This window comes from Duganella fentianensis (assembly GCF_964031615.1).
GTDB lineage: Bacteria > Pseudomonadota > Gammaproteobacteria > Burkholderiales > Burkholderiaceae_D > Rugamonas > Rugamonas fentianensis_A.
Map to the genome: position 1 here is coordinate 384444 of NZ_CAXIQN010000022.1, position 21270 is coordinate 405713.

The window sequence follows — 21270 nt, forward strand, 5'->3', positions numbered from 1 at the left end:
TTTTAAATCTTTTTGAATATTTTGGAGAACAGCATGCCACGTACCGATGATTTACGAATCCGCGAAATGAAGGAACTGACGCCACCGTCCCACCTGATTCGCGAGTTTGCGTGCTCGGAAGCGGCGGAACACACGGCGGCCAGCGCCCGCGTTGCGCTGCACCGCATCCTGCACGGTCAGGATGACCGTCTGATGGTGGTGATCGGCCCATGCTCTATCCATGACCCGAAAGCTGCGATGGAATATGCGCGCCGGCTGGCGCCGCTGCGTCAGGAACTGGGCGCCGATCTGGAAATCGTCATGCGCGTGTACTTCGAAAAACCCCGTACCACGGTGGGCTGGAAGGGCATGATCAACGACCCGTACATGGACAGCAGCTTCCGCATCAACGACGGTCTGCGCATGGCGCGCGAACTGCTGCGCGACATCAACGAACTGGGTCTGCCGGCCGGTACCGAATATCTGGACGTGATCAGCCCGCAGTACATCGCTGACCTGATCAGCTGGGGCGCGATCGGCGCCCGTACCACGGAATCGCAGGTGCACCGCGAACTGGCGTCCGGCCTGTCGTGCCCGGTGGGCTTCAAGAACGGCACCGACGGCAACGTCAAGATCGCCGTGGAAGCCATCAAGGCAGCGTCGCAGCCGCACCACTTCCTGTCCGTGACCAAGGGCGGCCACTCGGCCATCGTATCGACCAACGGCAATGAAGACTGCCACATCATTCTGCGCGGCGGCAAAACCCCGAACTACGATGCGGCCAGTGTGGACGAAGCCTGCAAGGCCATCGCCGCGCAAGGTCTGGCGGCGCGTCTGATGATCGATGCATCGCACGCCAATAGCTCGAAGAAGCCGGAAAATCAGGTGCCCGTGTGTGCCGACATCGCCCGTCAGGTGGCCGGTGGCGATCAGCGCATCATCGGCGTGATGGTGGAATCGCATCTGGTGGCGGGCCGTCAGGATCTGGTGCCGGGCAAGGAACTGGTGTACGGCCAGTCCGTCACCGACGGTTGCATCGACTGGGATAGCAGCGTGCAGGTGCTGCAGGATCTGGCCGCCGCTGTGCGTGCGCGCCGTCTGGCTACCATGGCTGCCGAAGCTGCCGCTAAATAAGCTAACTAATCCGTCGCTAGCGTCAAAAAAAAGGCCGCCACGCAGCTGACTGCGTGGCGGCCTTTTAATTTACTGCGCTTAGAACTTGTAGTTAGCGGTCAGATAGAAGCTACGGCCCAGCGGGTCGGAGTAGCGGCCATCGTAGCCCACCTGATTACCACCACCCGAATTGCGGATCGAGAACGATGGATCCTGATTCAGCAGGTTCTTGATACCTGCCGTCAGGGTCAGGTTCTTCACGTAGTTGGCTTTCAGCTGGTAGTCCAGCGTGGTGTAGGATTTCACGTCGCGTTCCATCGCCACCACACCGCCAATGCTGCCATCGGCATTCACAACGCGCACGGCAGCATCATCTTCCGTCAGCGGCTTGTCGTGGTAGCCGCTGCGGTAGTTGACGGTCAGCGAGTTGCTCAGCTTGTCCGACGATTTGAGTGTGAACACCACTTTGGAAATCACCCGGAACACCACATCGTCATACGAGTTGAAGCGGCCGATGCTCTTCTCCACCCCCACGCCCGGAGTTTCCTGTTCGGCTTTCAGCATATAGGTACCGGTCCAGTTGACGCTGGCGCGACCGATAGGCGTATTGCCGCGCAGGGTGGTATCCCAGTCCAGACCCTGGAAGTGCGAGGAGGCCAGATTCAGCGGTTTGCGGATGGCCACCAGCACATTGCTCTTCTGGATAGGGTCGGCGTACACGGCGATGTACTGGTTGGCCAGTACCGGATTGGTGTACAACTGATCCTGCGAGAAGGTGCGGATCTGGTTTTTCAGTTTCACATCCCACAGGTCCAGACCGAACGACAGCATGCTGCTCGGCTCCAGACGGAAGCCCAGCGTGGCCTGTTTGGATTCTTCCGCTTTCAGAGCACCCGCGCCGGTGGCCGGATTACCCACATCGAGCAGGCCGTATTCGGACGAGCCGGGACGGCAGTAGACGGCACGCGGATCAGGCGATTTGACGGGGCAGGGGAAGGCATTCGACGAACCAGCGTTTTTCAGCGGATCGGCGATGTTGTTCATGGTCGGTGCCTTGAAGCCGGTACCGTAAGAACCGCGCAGCAGCAGTTGCTGGCTAGGCGTATAGCGGGCCGACAGCTTGTAGGTGGCTTTGGCCACGTCTTCGCCCACTTTGCCGGACGGTGCCAGCTTGCCGTTGGAATCGTAGCTGTTGTTGTGCTTGTTGACGGCGTCGTAGCTGTCATAGCGCACCGCCGTGGTGGCTTCGAAGTTGCTGGCGATCGGCATCAGCAGTTCGGCGAACGCACCCCAGTTGTTACGGGTGGCGTCGAGCGCCTGCGCCCCCGTGCCACCGCCGATTTCCACATCGGTCCAGCCGGGATTGCCGGGGCCGGGGCCCTGCGCAATGCGCGACGGGCTATCCGTGTAGGACTGCTTGGTGAAGTCGGCACCCATCCCCAGCGAAGCCGGACCGCCCGGCAGCGCAAACACTTCGCGCGAGGCGTGCGCGCTGGCTACGTCGATCTTGGATTTGGTGGCGCCCAGCTGCTGGTGCAGCACGGCCGGTGCCAGAATCGCCGCCGCACCTTCGCTCGAAACGAAAGGATTGTAGGCGCCGCTGCGTACCAGTTCTTCAAACTTGTCGCCGCTCATATAGCCGGCCAGCGCTTCGTCGGTCTGCTTGTTCTGCGAGTGGGTGTAGGCCACGCCCACATCCCAGCCCGCATACGAGGTATCGGCGCCCAGCACGAAGTGGGCGGCATCGGTACGGTATTCGTCGGTACGGCCGCCCGCATCGGCACCGCGGTAGTACAGCAGCGCATCGGTGACGTCGGCCGGATTGACCTTCTGGCCGGCCAGCAGCGGCACGATGGATTTGTTATAGGCGCCAATGTAGTTCTGGTTGATGGTCTTCACGCCCGTCACCGGATCGGTGCTGAACACCGTCAGCGGCTGGGCGGCCGGGGCATAGCGCGCAGTGTTGGTGAACTTGGACAGTACCAGTTCGCTGAACAGGGTGGTGTCGCTGCCCAGCTTCATTTTGCCGGAGGCGAAAATGCTGTCACGCTTGAGTTCCGGCAGCAACTGCACGGTGCTGGCGTAGTCGAAGCGGCAGGCGCCGCTGCGCGCAAAGGTGTTGGGCTGGGTGCAGGAACCTTTGTTGAGCAGGTCGGTATTCAGTACCACGTCGTCGTTGGCTGTCACCACTTCCACGTTGGCGGGGGTGGAGTTGATACTGGTCTGCCAGGTGGCGTACTGCTTGCCATTGTGCTCGAACTTGTGCACGCCCGACTTGGCGAAGTCGCGCTGCTTGGCGTTGAGTTCTTTCTGCTGGTCGTGGCTGTAGGCCAGCAGCAGGTTGTAGCCGTCGTTTTCCAGATCGCCCCAGCCCTTGGTGATGGAGACGTTGCTGCTGCGGCCACCGGATTTTTGCGGCGCGTCGAAGGTGCCTTCGATGGCCAGATCCTGATTGTTCTTCTTCAGGATGAAGTTGACCACGCCGGCAATCGCGTCCGAGCCGTACAGGGTAGAGGCGCCGTCCGTCAGAATTTCCACGCGGTCCACTGCCGACAGGGGAATGCTGGCCAGATTGACGGCGCTGCCCGTGCCATACGGCGCCATGCGGCGACCGTTCAGCAGCACCAGCGTGTACTGGGTGCCGATGGCGTGGATGGAGGCGGTCTGCACCCCGGCGCCGCCGCCGTTGACGGAGGTCGAGGCAGTGATAAAGCCCTGCATGGACGGCAGTTGTGCTACCAGATCGGCCACGTTGTTGGCGCCGCTCTGTTCGATGTCGGCGCGGGTCAGCGTCTGCACGGGCAGCGAGCCTTCTTTGGCAATCCGCTTAATCGAGGAACCGGTAATTTCTACGCGGGTAATGTTTTCCGGCTCGGCGCTGGTTTGCGCCCACGCGGCCTGCATGCCCAGCACCAGACCACCGGCGCAGATCAGGCGCACGGAACGTGCCATTACAGTCTCTACCATCATTATGTGTCTCCCAGTTAAATGTCTCAAAGTCATGCAAGATGAAAAAAATGCGAGGAAAAGAAATGCGAGTTCTTCTCTTTTTCATCAGAGCACTGGCGGCAGATTGCTGTCAATATGAAAACATTTCTGAAATAAATTGATGGGCGCGTGCTGAGATTAGACAAGCAGGGTGACTTTACAGGCCAGAAAACGCACTAATTTGGCGCAGACCGAAATCGCCTTTTTATAACATTGTTTTTTTAGTAAAAAGAAGCCAATCTTTGGTGTGGCTGTTGCTTTTTGAGCGGCGGGGTGGGGGCCGCACGGCGAAAGCGGCACAGCGCGGCGTCAGTTCTACGCCACATCTAGCGTGGCCGGGCGTGGCGGCATGGATAAAAAAAAAAAAAGCCCGCCGGCTTGCGCGGGCGGGCGAGGCAGGCTCCCGGACGTCGCCGGGAGCAAGCAGGCATTAGAACTTGTAGTTACCAACCAGATAGATCTGACGACCCAGCGGATCAGCGTAACGACCGTCGTAACCGGACTGGTTACCACCACCGGCGTTGCGGATGGTGAATGGCGGATCGATGTCGAACAGGTTCTTGACACCGGCAGTCAGCGTGAACTTCTTGCTGAAGGCCATTTTGGTCTGCCAGTCGATGGTGGTGTAGGAGGAAACCTGGCGTTTGAAGGCCACGGTGTCACCCTGGGTACCATCCACGTTGAGCACGTTCACAACGCTGTCATCTTCGGTGTACACCTGATCGGTGTAGCCGGAGTGGTAGTTAGCCGTGATAGCGTGGGTGAACTTGTCGCTGGTTTTCAGCGATGCGGTCAGCTTGGAAACCCAGCGGAAGGTGACTTCGGCGTAGGAGTTGAAGCGACCGATGTTTTTCTCCAGACCCGTGCCCGGGGTATCCTGCTCGGCTTTGGACATGAAGGTACCGGTCCATTGCACGTTCAGCTTACCGAAAGCGGTCGAAGTCTTGTAGGTGTGATCCCAGTCGATACCTTGATAGTGCGAGCTGGCCAGATTGAACGGGGTCAGCGCAGCGGCCAGCACGTTCTGTTTCTGGATCGGGTCGTAGTAGCTGCGCAGCAGGCTATCGTAGACCTTAGGATTGTTGAACACCACGTCTTCCGACAGGGTCTGGATCTGGTTGGTCAGTTTCACGTCCCACAGATCGAAGCCGATCGACAGGGCAGGGATAGGCTCCAGACGGAAGCCCAGCGTGAACTGTTTCGACTCTTCCGGTTTCAGTGCGCCCGCGCCGGTGGCAGCATTACCGCCCGTCAGCAGGTTGTATTCCGACGAACCCGGGTTGCACAGTGGGTAGCGCGGATCGCTGGTCGACGTAATCGGGCAGGCGTGGAACTGCGACGAACCGCCGTTCACCAGCGGCTTGACGATGTTGGTCAGCGTCGGCGCTTTGAAGCCGGTGCCGTAGGAGCCGCGTACCAGCAGCGAGTCCACCGGATTCCAGCGCAGCGCCAGTTTGTAGGTGGCTTTGCTGGCCGATTCACCCTGTTTGCCCGCAGCAATCAGATTGCCGGCGGTGTCGAAGTTCTTGTCGTTGGTCACGGCGCTGAAATCGTCGTAACGGGTCGACATGGTCAGGTCCATGCGCTTGGCCAGTGGCAGCAGCAACTCGGCATAGGTACCCCAGTTGGTGCGGTGGGCGTCGATCGGCAGCGCACCGGCACCACCACCAACGATGGCGTCGGTGAAGTCAGGCTGCTGCACGTTCTGGCCTTGCGAGTAGGCGTCCGGTGCTTCCGAGTATTTCTGCTTGGTGTAGTCGGCGCCTACTGCCAGCTGGGCGACGCCGGCCGGCATGTTGAACAGTTCGGTCGAACCGCTGACCTGGAACACGTCGATCTTCGACTTGGTTTCGCTGAACTGGTTGTGCAGCACGGCAGGTGCCAGCACATCTTTCGAGTTGCCCGGTGCCGCGAACGGATCGAACTTGCCGGAAGCGACCAGCGCGTCGAAGGCGTTCAGGCTCATGTAGCCGCCTGCTGCCGTATCGGTCTGGGTGTTTTCCGAGTGGGTGTAGGCTGCGCGGTAGTCGATGCCTTTGAACGAACCATCGACGCCGAAGGCCAGATGGCGTGCTTCGGTTTTGTATTCGTCGGCACGGCCACCCGCATCGGCCAGACGCAGGTTCATGGTCACGCTGGTGACCGAGTTAGGATCGATGCCCAGACGCGACAGGTAAGGCAGGATGGATTTCTTGTACAGCGCGCTGCCGACCGGAATACCCAGTGGCTGGGCCGGTGGTGCGTACTGGGCGGTGTTGCTGAACGACGAGGCCAGCGCTTCGGCGAAGAAGTTGGTGTCCTTGTTGATCTTCAGGTTCAGCGAGGCGAAGCCGGAATTACGTTTCAGGCCGGGTACGTTTTCCACCGTAGCGGCGTAGTCGTACAGGCAGCGGTTGCCGACGTTGAACAGGTTAGGGCCGTTGCACTTGCCGCTGGCGAGGAAATCCGGGCCGAACGATTTGCTGGTGGCAACGCCATCCGCATTCTTGTACTTGACCGTGGCATTGCCCGGAATCGAGTTCGAGCTCAGCTGGTACAGATTGTACTGTTTGCCATTGTCCCAGAACGGGATCACGCCGCTCTTGGAGAAGTCGCGCTCGCTGGCGTACATGGCCTTGCTTTCGTCGTGCGAGCCGGAGATCAGAATATTGTAGCCGTCGGTTTCCAGATCGCCCCAGCCTTTGGAGATGGCGATGTTGCTGCTCGAACCCGAGCTGCTCTTCTGTGGCGTGTTGTAAGTACCTTCGATGATGGTATCGGTCTGGTTTTTCTTCAGAATGAAGTTGACCACGCCGGCAATCGCGTCCGAACCGTACAGGGTGTTGGCGCCGTCGGTCAGAATCTCGACGCGCTCCACAGCGGCCAGCGGAATGCTGGCCAGATTGACGGTGGAGCCGGACGTGGCTGGCGCCAGACGGCGGCCGTTCAGCAGTACCAGGGTGTAGCCTTCGCCGATAGCGTGGATGGAAGCCGTCTGCAGACCGCCGCCGCCGCCGTTGACCGACATCGACGAGGTGGTGAAGCCCTGCATCGATGGCAGCGAAGCGACCAGGTCGGCCACGGTGGTGGCGCCGCTCTGTTCGATCTGCAGTTTCGACAGGGTCTGCACTGGCAGTGCACCTTCAGCGCTGATGCGCTTGATGCTCGAACCGGTGATTTCGACGCGTTGCACAGGTGCGTCGGCGCTGGTCTGTGCGACCGCTGCGTGCATGCCGAAGGCCAGACCACTGGCGCAAATCAGGCGTACTGAGCGGGACAATACAGTTTCAACCATCATATTTTTTGCTCCCAATTTAAAACGGGTGTGAATGTGTTTTTTTATGTCGGTGGCTAGGCACCGGGCGGCGAAAGACAGCCTGCTGCTTTCGACCATGACCCATCTGAACAGCCGCCTCTAGTGCTGTCAATGCAACTACTTGCATAGAAGTATCAAGAAAACATCATTGAGCATACGGCAAGAATGTGCACAAAAATGGTGAAAAATCGCTCTAATTTGGTGCGTGACCACTAGTTGCCTCGTGAAAGATTGAGCAAAAGTCAAATCGGCAGGGAAAATATGGTGGCTGGCGCAAAAGCTGCGCCACTTTGGTGCGCTGCAAAATTTATGATACAAATGTAAAGTTAATGTATATGTGACTTTTACGCGACAGTTAAAATTCCCGTAAGAAATAGCCGTGTCGTCCATTTGATGCGCTGTCTGGAGGGTGCTGAGACGCACGCTACAAACAGATGATGTCTGGCAGCCGCAATCTAAGGTATCGTTCCAGCAACTATTGATTGCGTCCGAGGAGAGCTATGCTGGGTGCCCGTATGCTGGCGGGGTTTGCTGTGCTGTGGCTGGCCTGCTGCCGGTCTGGCGCTGCTGCGCCGGCCGCGCCGGTGAAAACCCTGCGCTATATTCTGCCGGCGGCCGAAGCCAGTCTGGATCCGGCGCAGGGACGTGACCTGTACACGGGCCATATCACCGAAGCCATTTTCGAAACCCTCTACACCTACGACTATCTGGCTCGGCCCGTGCGGCTGGTGGCGCAGACGGCAGCCGCCCTGCCGGAAGTGGCGGCGGATGGCATGAGCGTGCTGATCCGGCTTAAGCCGGGCATCTATTTCACGCCCGATCCAGCGTTTGGGGGCCAGCGGCGCGAACTCGGCGTGGCCGACTATATCTATTCGTGGAAGCGGCTGTTCGATCCGCAACTGGCTTCGCCCAATAGCTGGCTGCTGGAAGGGCGGATCGCCGGTCTCGATGCGCTGGCCGCAGCAGCGAAGCAGCGCGGCCGCATGGACTACGATGCCCCCGTGGCGGGCTTCGAGCAGCTGGACCGCTACACCCTGCGCTTGCACCTGACCCGTCCCGATCCCAGTCTGGGCATGATCCTCGCCTATGAACCGCTGGCCGCCGTGGCGCGCGAAGTGGTGCAGCGCTATGGCGATGCCAAGGGCGAAGTGGCCAGCCATCCGGTGGGTACGGGCGCCTATCAGCTGGGCAAGTGGGTGCGCGGCAGCCGCATCGTGCTCGATGCCAACCCCGGCTTCCGTGCCGAACGGTGGGATTTTGCCGCCAGCGCCGATGGCAGCGCGGCCGATGCCCGCATCGTAGGCCAGATGCAGGGCAAGCAGATACCCCAGATCCGGCGCATCGAGATCAGCGTGCAACTGGAAGACCAGTCGCGCTGGCTATCCTTCACTAGCGGGGCGGCCGATCTGTTCTGGCTGGACGGGCCGCTGGCGCCCCGTGCTATCCGCGACGGCAAGCTGCGCCCCGAGCTAGCCGCGCAGGGCATACAGTTGCAGCGCATCGTCGATCCTGTGCTGACCTATTACTACTGGAATATGCAGGACCCCGTGCTGGGCGGGCTGAGCAAGGAAAAGATCGCCCTGCGCCGCGCCATCGCCATGGCGCATGATGTGGACGAAGAAATCCGATTGCTGCTGAATGGCGAAGCGGAGCGGCTGGCGATGCCGGTGCCGCCCGGCGTGGCGGGGCATGATCCGGCCTACCGTAGCCTGCTGCAGTACGATCCCGTGCTGGCCAACCGCCTGCTGGATCGCTATGGCTACCGCAAGGGCGCCGATGGCTGGCGCACGCTGCCCGATGGCAAGCCACTGGTGATCCGCTATACCTCGCGCAGCGAAGCGGCTGGCCTGCAGATGGCCGAGCTGTGGCGCAAGACCTATACGCGGCTAGGCATACGGATGGAGAGCCAGCGCATGATCTTCAGCGATATCCAGCAAGCCGAACAGCTATGTCAGTTGCAGACCCGCACCTACCAGTGGATGGCCGATTATCCGGACGGCGACAATTTCATGCAGCTGTTCTATGGCAAGAATATTCATCAGAATAATAGTGGCTGTTATCAGGATGCGCAGTACGACCGCTGGTTCGAGGCCAGCCGCGCGCTGCCGCCGGGGCCCCAGCGCGATGCCCTGTACCGCCAGATGGCGCGCCAGATGGCGCGCCAGCTGGAAGTGCAGGCCGCCGCCATGCCGGCCTACACGCGCTACCGCAGCATGCTGGCGCAACCGGCCGTGCTGGGGTATAAACGGCATCCCATCCTGCATCAGGAATGGAAGTATCTGGATATCGAACGCAAGGATGGTGCAATGAAAGTGGCGAAATAATGGTGGCACGATGCTGGCCTATATAGTCAGGCGTCTGGCGCAGATGCTGCCGACCATGCTGGGCGTGGTGGTGCTGCTATTCATCCTGTTTAACTGGGTGGGCGGCGATCCCGCCTATCTGCTGGCTGGCAAGATGGCGAATGCCGAGAGCATCGCCAACATCCGTCGCCAGCTGGGGGTGGACCAGCCTTACTGGGTGCAGCTGGGGATCTTCCTGCGCCAGATTGCCACGCTGGACTTCGGCCTGAGCTGGGCCACGGGCGAGCCGGTAGGGCAGATCATCGGCACGCGGCTGGGGCCTTCGCTGACGGTGCTGGTGCCGCTGACGCTGCTGGAAACGGCGCTCGGCATTGCGCTGGCGCTGGCCATCGCCTTCGTGCGCGGCTCGCTGACGGACCGGCTGGTGATGGTGGCCTGCACGGTCGGCATGTCGGTCAGCATACTGGTCTACATCATCGTGTTCCAGTACCAGCTGGCCTATAAACTGGGGCTGTTCCCCGTGCAGGGCTGGGGCGAGCACATGGGCGAGAATCTGCTGCGCTATGCCAGCCTGCCGATTCTGATCGGGCTGGCCGTTTCGATCGCGCCCACCTTGCGGCTGTACCGCAGCTTCGTGCTGGACGAAGTGGGGCAGGACTATGTGCGTACCGCCCGTGCCAAGGGGCTGGGCGAAGGCCGCGTGATGTGGCTGCATGTGCTGCGCAATGCCGCCATCCCCATCCTCACCCATGTGATGGCCAGCCTGCCAGCGCTGCTGATCGGTGCCTTCCTGCTCGAGCGTTTCTTCGGCATCCCCGGCATCGGGCGCGAAGTGATACTGGCTGTGGAGCGCAGTGATTTTCCCGTCATCAAAGCCATTACCGTGTATGTGGCGCTGGCCACCATGCTGGTGAATCTGCTGACGGATCTGCTGTATCAGGCGCTCGACCCACGGGTGCGGCTGTCATGATGACGACCCACGCGCATGCTGCCGGCCTGTGGCAGCTGGCATGGCGCCGCTTGCGGGCCGACCGCTGGGCCATGGGCGCGCTGGCCGTGGTGCTGGCGTTTCTACTGACCCTGCTGCTGTCGGCCTGCGGCCTGATTGTGGCGGACTGGGAGCAGGAAGTGGCGGTCAGCTATGCGCCGCCCGTCTGGGCCAGCGGTGCCGCGACATCTGCTTCGGCTTCCGCTTCCGCTTCGGTCTCGACCTCGGTTCCGGCCTCTGTTAATGCGGGTGCTGCAGCGGTGGCGGCTGGCGCTGCGCCCCGTGATAACCCGTTCGATCCGCTGGCGGAAGATCTGCGTGCGTTGCGGGCTGCGCGCGGTGGCCAGCACGGCGGCGCAGAGCTGCCCATGTATGGCGTGGACGATCCGCTGGCGGACGACCTAGCCCGCTTGCGCGCTGCCGCCGGCGCTGGCGCTGGCGCTGGCGGCGAGGCAGGTGCGACAGGTGCGGCACGCTTGGCCACGTTGCCATTTGGCGCCGACAAATGGGGGCACGACGTGCTGAAGAAGACCATCAAGGGCGGCGAAACTTCGGTGGTGGTAGGGCTGGTGGCGGCCTTGCTGGCGGTGGCGCTGGGCACTCTGCTGGGCGCGCTGGCCGGCTACTGGGGCGGCGTGGTGGACGCGCTGCTGAATGGCCTGTACAACATCTTCACTGCCATCCCTTCCGTGCTGATGATACTGGCCGTGGCCGCCGTGCTGCAGCAGAAGGGCGTGCTGACCATCGTGCTGATACTGGGGCTGACCGGCTGGACCGGCCCGTATCGCCTGATCCGTGCCGAATACCTCAAGCACAAGAGCCGCGAATATGTGCTGGCGGCCGACGCCATCGGTGCCAGTCACTGGCGCCGCATATTTGTGCACATCTTCCCGAATGTCAGCCACGTGGCGCTGGTGCAGCTTTCGATACTGGTGGTGGGCTTCATCAAGGCGGAAGTGGTGCTGAGCTTCCTCGGCTTCGGCGTGCCGGTCGGCGTGGTGTCGTGGGGCAGCATGCTGAATGAAGCACAGAATGAACTCATACTTGGCCGCTGGTGGCAGCTGACGGCGGCCGCGCTGGCCATGGCGGTGCTGGTGACAGCGTTCTCGCTGCTGACCGACGCGCTGCGCGATGCACTCGACCCCAAGGTGAAATTTTGAGCGCGCCCACTGTAGCGCCGTTACTGGCGATCCGCGATCTGCGCGTGAGCTTCCGCACGGATGGCCAGCGCATGACTGAAGTGCTGCACGGTGTGTCGTTCAGCGTGCCCGCGCGCAGCACGGTGGCGCTGGTAGGGGAATCGGGTAGCGGCAAATCTGTCAGTGCGCTCGCGGTGATGGGGCTGCTGGCGCCGGATAGCAGCGCAGTCGATGCCGCCAGCAGCATACGCTACGACGGCCGCGAATTGCTGGCGCTGGATCGCAGTGCGCGCCGCGCGCTATGCGGGCGCGAGATCGCAATGATTTTTCAGGACCCCATGTCCTCGCTCAATCCCGTACTCACGGTCGGCACCCAGATTGGTGAAGTGCTGCGCCTGCATCTGGGCATGAGTCGTGCACAGGCGCGTCAGCGCACGCTGGAACTGCTGGAAGAAGTGGGCATAGCCGATGCCGCGCACAAGATCGATAGCTATCCGGGCCAGATGTCGGGCGGCCAGCAACAGCGCGTGATGATCGCCATGGCCATCGCTTGCGAGCCGCGCCTGCTGATTGCTGACGAGCCGACCACCGCGCTGGATGTGACGATACAGCAGCAGATCATCGAATTGCTGGCGCGTCTGCAGCAACGGCGCGAAATGGCGGTGCTGTTCATCACCCACGATCTGGGGCTGGTGGGGCAGATTGCCGATACCGTGGTGGTGATGCGTCACGGCCATGTGCGCGAGACGGGGGCGGCATTGGCAGTGCTGCAGCAACCGCAAGATGAATACACTCGCGCTCTGCTGCGCTGCCGCCCCGTGCTGGGCCAGCGCCCGGCGCGCCTGCCGGTGATCGGTGATCAGCCGGTACAGGCGCAAACGCAGGTGCCGGTACTGGCACAGGTCGCCGTCGCGCCGCCAATCTTCGCCGCGCCGGATACCGTGCCGGAAACCGCACCGGAAGCCGTGCCGCTGCTGGTGGTGAATAATCTAAGTAAGCACTACCAGTTGCGTGAAGGCTGGTGGCGCCGGCGCGAGTTCCGCGCCGTCGATGGTGTTTCGTTCACGCTGGCACGCGGCCAGACGCTGGGCGTGGTGGGCGAATCCGGTAGCGGCAAGACCACAGTAGGGCTGATGCTGCTGCGCTTGCTGCAAGCCAGTAGCGGCAGCGTACAGTTTGATGGACGCGACCTGCTGGCGCTCTCGGCGCAGGAATTTCAGCAGTATAAGCGGCGCATCCAGATCGTGTTCCAGAATCCGTATGCCTCGCTCAATCCCCGTTTCACGGTCGCCCAGATCCTGCTGGAACCACTGCGCATTCACCGCATCGGCCACAGCGACGCCGAACGGCTAGCCATGGCCGCCAGTCTGCTGGATAAAGTAGGCTTGCCGCACAGCGCCCTGCAGCGCTATCCGCACGAGTTCTCCGGCGGCCAGCGGCAGCGCATTGCGATTGCGCGCTGCCTGACCTTGAAGCCGGAAATTCTGGTCTGTGATGAATCTGTGTCAGCACTCGACGTGTCGGTGCAGGCGCAGGTGCTGAATCTGCTGAAGGATCTGCAGCAGGAACTGGGGCTGTCCTATCTGTTCATTTCGCATGATCTGGCGGTGGTGCAGTATATGTCCGATCAGGTGATGGTGATGCAGCAGGGCAGGGTGGTGGAGCTAGCGCCCGCGCAGCAGCTTTACCAGCAGCCGCAGCACCCCTACACGCGTGCGCTGCTGGCCGCCATTCCCGGCCACGGCGGCGCGCAACGGCGCGGGGAAAATTGAGATAAGATAGCCGCATGGCCAATCTCATACTTCTATTGCAGGAATACGGCGTGCTGATAGTGTTCGGCGTGGTACTCGTCGAGCAGATCGGCCTGCCCATCCCCGCTTTTCCCATCCTGATCGTTGCCGGTGCTTTTGCCGTGGACGGTGGTATCAGCTGGCCGGCTGCGCTGGCCGTCAGTCTGCTGGCCTGTCTGATCAGCGATTATTTCTGGTTCCGCGCGGGGCGCTATTTCGGCAAGCGCATTCTGCGCCTGCTGTGCCAGATTTCCCTCTCGCCAGATTACTGCGTGAGCCAGACGGAAGATAATTTCAACCGCTGGGGCCCGAAAGCACTGGTGGTGGCCAAGTTCATCCCCGGTTTCAACACGATTGCGCCGCCGCTGGCAGGCGCACTGGGCACCTCCAACGCCACTTTCCTTGGCTTTAGCGTGGCCGGTGCCCTGCTGTGGAGTGGTAGCGGGATAGCGCTGGGCGCCGTCTTCCACACCCAGATCGATCAGGTGCTGGATATCCTTAACACCATGGGTTCGACCGCACTGATGGTGCTGGGCGGCCTGCTGGTGCTGTTCATCATCTACAAATACATCGAGCGGCGCCGCTTCCGTCAGGCCGTCGACATCGAACGACTGACCGTGTCCGAACTCAAGCGCCTGCTGGCGCAAGGCCATCAGCCCGTGCTGGTAGATGCGCGCAGCGTGACGGCGCAACTGCTGGAACCTGCCGTACCCGGCGCCGTGGCGTATAGCGGCGGTGACCCTATCCCCGAACTGGCCGCACTGGATAAGAGCCACCCTATCATCGTGTACTGCAGTTGCCCAAACGATGTGACGGCTGCGCAGGTGGCCAAACATCTGGTCAGCCACGGCTTCCATCGTGCCCGTCCCTTGCAAGGTGGGCTGGATGCATGGAAAGCCGAATTCGGCAGCAACGCCTCACAGGCCGAAGCCGCCGCGCATTAAGCCCGGTCTTACCGTTTGCCCTTGAATACCCGCGCTTCTGGCGCGGGTATTTTTTTGTCCCTCGCCAGCGCTTGCCCGAATTTTTGGCTCGCGCAAAAGTAGTAGTCATACTACGTAAAAAATATCCCAGATCGTGGTTTTATGTGGCGCGATGTAGTTATGTGTACTAAAACTACAAAGAATTCTTGCGTGTTACTAGCAAAATACCTTAAGCTTAGGGATCAACTCATTTCGATCTATCATGACAGCTCAGTCCCTACAAACGCCTCCCATCCAGACCACTGCGACTGCCAGTGGCCCGCGTCTGCTGGCGGACATCGGTGGTACCAATGCACGCTTTGCGCTGGAAACTGCTGCGGGCAAGATAGAAGCGATCGAAGTGCTGGCGTGTGCCGCCTACCCGACCCTGGCCGCCGCCCTGGTCGCGTATCTGGCCATGCCTGCCGTGGCGGCAACCGGTGTGGCCGGTATCCGTCACGGCGCCATCGCCATTGCCAATCCGGTCACGGGGGATATGGTGCGGATGACCAACCACCACTGGGAATTCTCCATCGAGGCGCTGCGCCGCGAAGTGAATTTCGAGACGCTGGTGGTGGTCAACGATTTCACGGCACTGGCTCGTTCGCTGCCGCAACTGTCGTCCGAGCAGAAGCATCAGGTCGGTGGCGGTGTGGCCATCGACGGTGCGCCGCTGGGTCTGGTGGGGGCCGGTACGGGGCTCGGTGTGTCCGGCCTGATTCCTGGCAAGGATGGCTGGACCGCGCTGCTGAGCGAAGGCGGTCATGTGACTTTCGCCCCGGCCAATGCGCTGGAAGTGTCCATCCTGCAATACGCATGGAAGGAATTCGAGCACGTTTCCGCCGAGCGTCTGATTTCCGGCGTGGGCATCGAACTGATTTACCGCGCACTGGCGCACCATACGGATATGCCGGCCGAGCCGCTGGCGGCAGCGGAAATTTCGCGCCGCGCACTGGCCGGTGAATGCACGCTGTGCGATGAAACCATCGAAGCGTTCTGCTGCATGCTGGGGACCATCGCCGGCAATCTGGCCATTACGCTGGGTGCGCAGGGCGGTATCTATATCGGTGGCGGCATTGTGCCTAAGCTGGGTGCGCGTTTCGACCGCTCCGGTTTCCGTGCCCGCTTCGAAGCCAAAGGCCGTTTCAGCAATTATCTGGCGCAGGTGCCGACCTGGGTGATTACGGCCGAATATCCGGCATTTGTTGGTGTTTCGGCAATTCTGGCGGAAAAACTGGCTGCTGCCTGACGCGCGAGCAACGCCCCTAGACCGATATTTCGCTGGCGCGACATGCGCGTAGTGGCGTTTTATCAGGTACAATTCAAGAATCTGTCAGAAATACTGCAGTTGGTATTCCCTGGCATGTCCCTCTGTCCCACCCGGCGCTAGACGCGGGTGTCGGAAAAAACAGCTTCAGCGAGTATTCCAGCCGGCAGCGTTGCGCTGCCCCGCCTCACTGAATGTGATTGATTTCTTTCTTGCATGAAAATGCAACCACAAGATAGCTATGGATACAGCTGAGGCTAAACGAGTCCTCGAAACAGCTTTGCTATGCGCCCAGGAGCCCTTGTCGATCCACAGTTTGAAAAAACTGTATGTCGAACTCGATGATCAGGGGCGGCCACGTGGTCCCGGTATCGGGGCAGATACCATCAAGGACATGCTGGAAGAATTAAGGCAGGACTGGAACGGCCGTGGTATCGAGGTCGTCAGTCTGGCTACGGGATGGCGCTTCCAGAGCCGTCCGGAAATGCGTTTGTATCTGGATCGTTTGAATCCGGAAAAACCGCCTAAATACACGCGGGCAACGCTGGAAACGCTGGCAATTATTGCTTACCGCCAGCCGGTAACGCGCGGCGACATCGAGGAAATTCGCGGTGTGGCCGTCAATTCGCAGACCATCAAGATGCTGGAAGATCGTGGCTGGGTGGATGTAGTGGGTTACCGTGACGTGGTGGGGCGGCCAGCTTTGCTAGGCACTACCAAGCAGTTTCTTGATGATCTGGGGCTTAATTCGCTGTCCCAGCTGCCACCTTTGCAGCAAATTAGCGAACAGCAGGGTAATGGTCCGGATCTGGAAGCGCTGGAAGCGGCCCTGCAGGATAACTTTGATAAAGCGGCGCAGAGCGCCGTCGCTGCCGATGTAACGGTTGACGCTGAGCACAACCCAGAAACGAACAATGAACAAACCTAATTCCCCAGAGACAGTCCAAGACGTCGCGCCGGCAGCCGCCGCCGCCAAGCCTAAGCGCCGCACCAAGGCGCAGATCGAAGCCGATGCTGCAGCCGCTGCAGCGGATGGTGCAGCGCCTGCTGCCAAGCCGCGCCGCACTGCCAAGGCCAAGGCCGAGGCTGCAGCCGATGGTGCAGTAGTAGCCAGTGCTGGTGCCGCAGTGGCGTCCGAAGCGGCTGCTCCGGTGAAGAAAACCCGCGCCAAAGCTGCGCCAGCCGCCGTCGAGGGTGGTGAAGTTGCACCGGCCAAGGCGCCGCGCGCACGCAAACCAGCTGCCAAAGCTGCGGCGCCAGTCGCTGCTGCCGCTGCTACTGCTGCTGGCGACGCGCCGGCCAGTGCCGCTGGCGCCCCGGCCGATGCGGCACCGGCAGGCCGTGGCCCGCGCGCACCGCGCGGCCCGCGCCAGATGCGCGAGCAGCGCGCTGTGCGTCAGGCACAGCAGGCACAGGCGCAGGCAGAAAAAGTACAGGCCGCCGGTGGCGAAGCTGTCGCGGAAGTAGCTGCCGTGGCTGTGGAAGCGCCGGCTGCTACGCCAGCCAAGGAAGGCGGCAAGCCACGCCATGAACGTGGTGAGCGCGGTGAACGCAATGAGCGCAATAACAATCGTAACGGCCGCAAAGGCAAGCACGGCAAGCAGCGTGGTCAGCAAGGCGGCCAGCAGGGTGGTGCCAAGGCGAATGACGCCGACGCAGCCTTCTCCTACGTAACGTCGGATGCCTTCGATAGCGATGAGCCGGTCAAGGGCCGTCAGCAGCAGAAAACCGTGCGTCGCGATCTGACGGCGGACGATGATGCGCCCAAGCTGCACAAAGTGCTGGCCGAAGCGGGTCTGGGTTCGCGCCGCGACATGGAAGAACTGATCGTAGCGGGCCGCGTGTCCGTGAATGGCGAGCCGGCCCACATTGGCCAGCGCATCCTGCCGACCGACGCGGTGCGTCTGAACGGCAAGCTGATCCAGCGCCGCGTCAGCAAGAAGCCGCCACGTGTGCTGATCTATCATAAGCCAGCCGGTGAAATCGTCTCGATGGACGATCCGGAAGGCCGTCCATCCGTGTTCGACCGCCTGCCGAGCATGAAGGCGGGTAAATGGCTGGCCGTAGGCCGTCTGGACTTTAATACCGAAGGTCTGCTGCTGTTTACGACTTCCGGTGATCTGGCTAACCGCCTGATGCACCCGCGCTATTCGATCGACCGTGAATACGCCGTGCGTACGCTGGGCGTGCTGGAAGAAGGTATGCGCCAGAAACTGCTGGCCGGCGTGGAACTGGAAGACGGTCTGGCGCAGTTCTCCAAGATCGCTGACGGTGGCGGTGAAGGCATCAACAAATGGTACCGCGTGATCATCGGCGAAGGCCGTAACCGCGAAGTGCGCCGTATGTTCGAGGCCATCGGCCTGACCGTGTCGCGCCTGATCCGTACCCGCTACGGCGCCATGACCCTGCCGAGCAGCCTGAAACGTGGCCGCTGGGAAGAGCTGGAAGAAAATGCCGTGCGCGCCATGATGTCGGCCTACGGTGTCGAGAAAAAAGCAGAGGACGGTGCGGCTGCGCCGGCCGGCCAGCGCGGCGGCAAAGGCCCGCAACAGGCCAAGCCAGCCCAGAACAAAGGGCCGGAAAAACGTCCGCAGCGCGGCCGTGGTGCCGAGCGCGACGATCTGGACGATGATTACGACGACGAAGACGAGCCTAATTTCAACCGCGCCGATCTGAGCAACGCCAATGCGCTGCCATTTGCCAAGCCAGCCCGCTCCGGCGGTCGTGGCGGCAATGGTAACGGTGGTGGTCGTGGCGGTAACGGCAATGGCCGTGGTGGCCAGAGTTCGGGCCGTCCCGGTGGCCGTCCGCAAGGTATCGGCGCCTACGCCGGTGGCCGTCCGCTGGGCGAAGCACCGGGTCCGCGTGCGCAAGGTCAAGGCCGTGGTCAGGGTCAGGGTGGTGGTAATGGCGGCAAAGGCGGTAAAGGCGGTAATAAAGGCCCGCGTCAGCCCGATCCGCTGCAAACCACCTTCGGTTTTGCCAGTGCCGGTGCACCGCGTCGTGGTCAGGAGTCGCGTGGCGGCGCCAGCGGCCATGGCATGCCGCGTCGTCGCAAAGGCTGATCCCGAGCTGGCCGGAAAGGGTGAAAAACCCGCTCCGGCACGGCTAGATGTCGCTTGTAACGCTCATTTAGCCTGATTTTGCACGGACACCGTTATTGCGGTGCAGTGCGGATCAGGTTATAATAAGCAGCCTAATAAAAGTTCGTTGCAGTGCATCCTGTAACAGCGCTTTCATCTGGCTAAGTAGTACAAGAAGATGGGCAGATGCCCATTTTTTTTTTGGTGAACCGTTTTGAATGGTCTATTTTTAGTAAGTTGGAAATAGACTTTAATCTGGAGAATTTCTTGCAGCTGCCGGAATTAATTGAAAAGACCGTTGCTGGTCTGGGCTATGAGCTGGTTGATGTCGAGCGAGGCGAGCGCGGGATTTTGCGCGTCTTTATCGATTTCAGCGCTGCCGACGCTGAAGAAAAAGGTCCGATTACCGTCGAGGATTGCGCGACGGTGAGTCACCAGTTGTCGCACGTGCTGACGGTCGAGAACGTGAATTACGAGCGTCTCGAAATTTCGTCGCCGGGGCTCGATCGCCCGCTGCGCAAGCTGGCTGATTTTACGCGTTTTGCCGGTAGCGAAGCTATCATCAAACTGCGTGTAGCCATGCCGGGTACGAACAACCGGAAATCGTTCCAGGGGATCCTGCAGGAACCTCAGGGCGAGAATTTGTCGTTGGAATTTGAGAGTAATGAAGGTCCGGCGCTGTTGGAGTTTACGCTCGCCGATATGGATAAGGCACGCCTGGTGCCGCAGGTGGTTTTTAAGGGACGCAAAGCATGAGTCGCGAAGTTTTGTTATTGGTAGACGCGCTGGCGCGTGAGAAGAACGTCGATAAAGATGTGGTTTTCGGCGCGCTGGAATTCGCGTTGGCGCAAGCCACGAAGAAACGCTATGAGGGTGAAGTGGACATCCGCGTTTCGATCGACCGCGAGTCGGGTGAGTTCGAATCCTTCCGCCGCTGGCACGTCGTGCCTGACGAGGCAGGTCTGCAACTGCCGGATCAGGAAATTCTGCACTTCGAAGCCAAGGAACAGATTCCTGATATCGAAGTGGACGACCACATCGAAGAGCCGATCGAATCGGTGGAATTCGGCCGCCGCTTCGCACAGGACACCAAACAGGTAGTTCTGCAGCGCGTGCGTGACGCCGAGCGCGAACAGATTCTGGTCGACTTCCTCGAGCGCGGTGATTCGCTGGTTACCGGCACCATCAAGCGTATGGAACGCGGCGATGCGATCGTCGAGTCGGGCAAAATCGAAGCCCGTCTGCCACGCGATCAGATGATCCCGAAAGAAAACCTGCGTATCGGCGACCGCGTCCGTGCTTACATCCTGCGTATCGACCGCAATATGCGTGGCCCGCAAGTGATCCTGTCGCGTACCGCGCCGGAATTCATTTCCAAGCTGTTCGAGCTGGAAGTGCCGGAAATCGAACAAGGCATGCTGGAAATTAAATCGGCTGCACGCGACGCTGGCGTACGTGCCAAGATCGCCGTCTACACGGCTGACAAACGCATCGATCCTATCGGTACCTGCGTCGGTATGCGCGGTTCGCGCGTACAGGCTGTGACCGGTGAACTCGGTGGCGAGCGCGTCGACATCGTACTGTGGTCGGAAGATCCGGCCCAGTTCGTGATCGGTGCACTGGCTCCGGCCAATGTCTCGTCGATCATGGTCGATGAAGAGAAGCACGCCATGGACGTGGTGGTGGACGAAGAAAATCTGGCCATCGCCATCGGCCGTTCGGGTCAGAACGTGCGTCTGGCTTCCGATCTGACGGGCTGGAAGATCAACATCATGACGGCCGAAGAATCGGCCGACAAGGCAGCCCAGGAAACCGCCGCGATTCGCGCGCTGTTCATGGAAAAACTCGATGTTGACCAGGAAGTGGCCGACATTCTGGTAGAAGAAGGCTTTGCTAGCCTGGAAGAAATCGCTTACGTGCCGATCTCCGAAATGCTGGAAATCGAATCGTTTGACGAAGAAACCGTCAACGAACTGCGTACCCGCGCCCGTGACGCTCTGGTCACCGAAGCGATTGCTTCGGAAGAAGGTCTGGAAGGCATGGACGAAGCGCTGGTCGGTCTGGAAGGTATGGACCGCATCACCGCCGGCAAGCTGGGTCTGGCCGGTATCAAGACGGTGGCAGCATTCGCGGCACTGGCCTACGACGAATTCGGTGCCATTCTGGCCCTGTCGTCCGACCGCGCACGCGCATTGATTACGAATGAATTTGAAGATGTGACCGACGATGAGATGAAGTTGGTTGACTCGAAGTACGACGATCGTGCCAAAGGCCTGCAAGCCAAGGCATGGAGTCTAGTCGAATCTGCAAAGGCTTAATTTGAGTATCTTTATCATCTCCGCGACACATAGAAAAGAGGACTG

The 21270-nt window shown here is 60.8% G+C and carries 13 protein-coding genes; 11 read left to right on the forward strand and 2 right to left on the reverse strand.

Annotated elements, in window-relative coordinates:
• The first annotated feature begins 33 nt into the window (after positions 1 to 33).
• Positions 34 to 1113 carry a 3-deoxy-7-phosphoheptulonate synthase AroG gene (gene aroG / locus ABNT42_RS18800; protein ID WP_348699539.1) on the forward strand — a complete coding sequence of 360 codons (1080 nt, stop codon included), beginning with the start codon at positions 34 to 36 and terminating at the stop codon, positions 1111 to 1113.
• A gap of 78 nt (positions 1114 to 1191) precedes the next feature.
• Here aroG and ABNT42_RS18805 read toward each other — a convergent pair whose 3' ends face one another.
• A complete protein-coding gene (locus ABNT42_RS18805) occupies positions 1192 to 4044 on the reverse strand; it encodes a TonB-dependent receptor (RefSeq protein ID WP_348699541.1) in 2853 nt (950 codons plus the stop codon).
• A gap of 466 nt (positions 4045 to 4510) precedes the next feature.
• Positions 4511 to 7357: a TonB-dependent receptor gene (locus ABNT42_RS18810; protein WP_348699543.1), complete on the reverse strand. Its 2847-nt coding sequence runs from the start codon at positions 7355 to 7357 to the stop codon at positions 4511 to 4513.
• A gap of 518 nt (positions 7358 to 7875) precedes the next feature.
• Here ABNT42_RS18810 and ABNT42_RS18815 point away from each other — a divergent pair.
• From ABNT42_RS18815 to nusA, 10 genes are all read left to right on the forward strand, one after another.
• A complete protein-coding gene (locus tag ABNT42_RS18815; RefSeq protein WP_348699544.1) occupies positions 7876 to 9699 on the forward strand; it encodes an ABC transporter substrate-binding protein in 1824 nt (607 codons plus the stop codon).
• 10 nt (positions 9700 to 9709) lie between these two features.
• On the forward strand, positions 9710 to 10648 hold the full coding sequence (locus ABNT42_RS18820) for an ABC transporter permease (protein WP_348699546.1): 939 nt from the start codon (positions 9710 to 9712) through the stop codon (positions 10646 to 10648).
• A complete protein-coding gene (locus ABNT42_RS18825; RefSeq protein ID WP_348699548.1) occupies positions 10645 to 11826 on the forward strand; it encodes an ABC transporter permease in 1182 nt (393 codons plus the stop codon). The genes ABNT42_RS18820 and ABNT42_RS18825 overlap by 4 nt, the downstream gene beginning before the upstream one ends.
• The gene (locus ABNT42_RS18830) at positions 11823 to 13577 is read left to right on the forward strand and encodes an ABC transporter ATP-binding protein (protein WP_348699550.1); all 1755 of its coding nucleotides are present in this window, start codon (positions 11823 to 11825) and stop codon (positions 13575 to 13577) included. Before ABNT42_RS18825 ends, ABNT42_RS18830 begins: the two co-directional genes overlap by 4 nt.
• A gap of 14 nt (positions 13578 to 13591) precedes the next feature.
• Positions 13592 to 14539 carry a VTT domain-containing protein gene (locus ABNT42_RS18835; protein ID WP_348699552.1) on the forward strand — a complete coding sequence of 316 codons (948 nt, stop codon included), beginning with the start codon at positions 13592 to 13594 and terminating at the stop codon, positions 14537 to 14539.
• 241 nt (positions 14540 to 14780) lie between these two features.
• The gene (locus ABNT42_RS18840) at positions 14781 to 15806 is read left to right on the forward strand and encodes a glucokinase (RefSeq protein ID WP_348699554.1); all 1026 of its coding nucleotides are present in this window, start codon (positions 14781 to 14783) and stop codon (positions 15804 to 15806) included.
• Positions 15807 to 16065: 259 nt separating this feature from the next.
• Positions 16066 to 16752 (forward strand): SMC-Scp complex subunit ScpB, encoded by a 687-nt coding sequence (scpB, locus tag ABNT42_RS18845; RefSeq protein WP_348699556.1) that lies wholly within the window; start codon positions 16066 to 16068, stop codon positions 16750 to 16752.
• Positions 16739 to 18889, forward strand: coding sequence for a pseudouridine synthase (locus ABNT42_RS18850; RefSeq protein WP_348699558.1), 2151 nt, complete (start codon positions 16739 to 16741; stop codon positions 18887 to 18889). Before scpB ends, ABNT42_RS18850 begins: the two co-directional genes overlap by 14 nt.
• A gap of 285 nt (positions 18890 to 19174) precedes the next feature.
• Positions 19175 to 19663, forward strand: coding sequence for a ribosome maturation factor RimP (rimP, locus tag ABNT42_RS18855; RefSeq protein WP_155434816.1), 489 nt, complete (start codon positions 19175 to 19177; stop codon positions 19661 to 19663).
• A complete protein-coding gene (nusA, locus tag ABNT42_RS18860) occupies positions 19660 to 21225 on the forward strand; it encodes a transcription termination factor NusA (RefSeq protein ID WP_348699560.1) in 1566 nt (521 codons plus the stop codon). The genes rimP and nusA overlap by 4 nt, the downstream gene beginning before the upstream one ends.
• Positions 21226 to 21270: the final 45 nt, after the last annotated feature.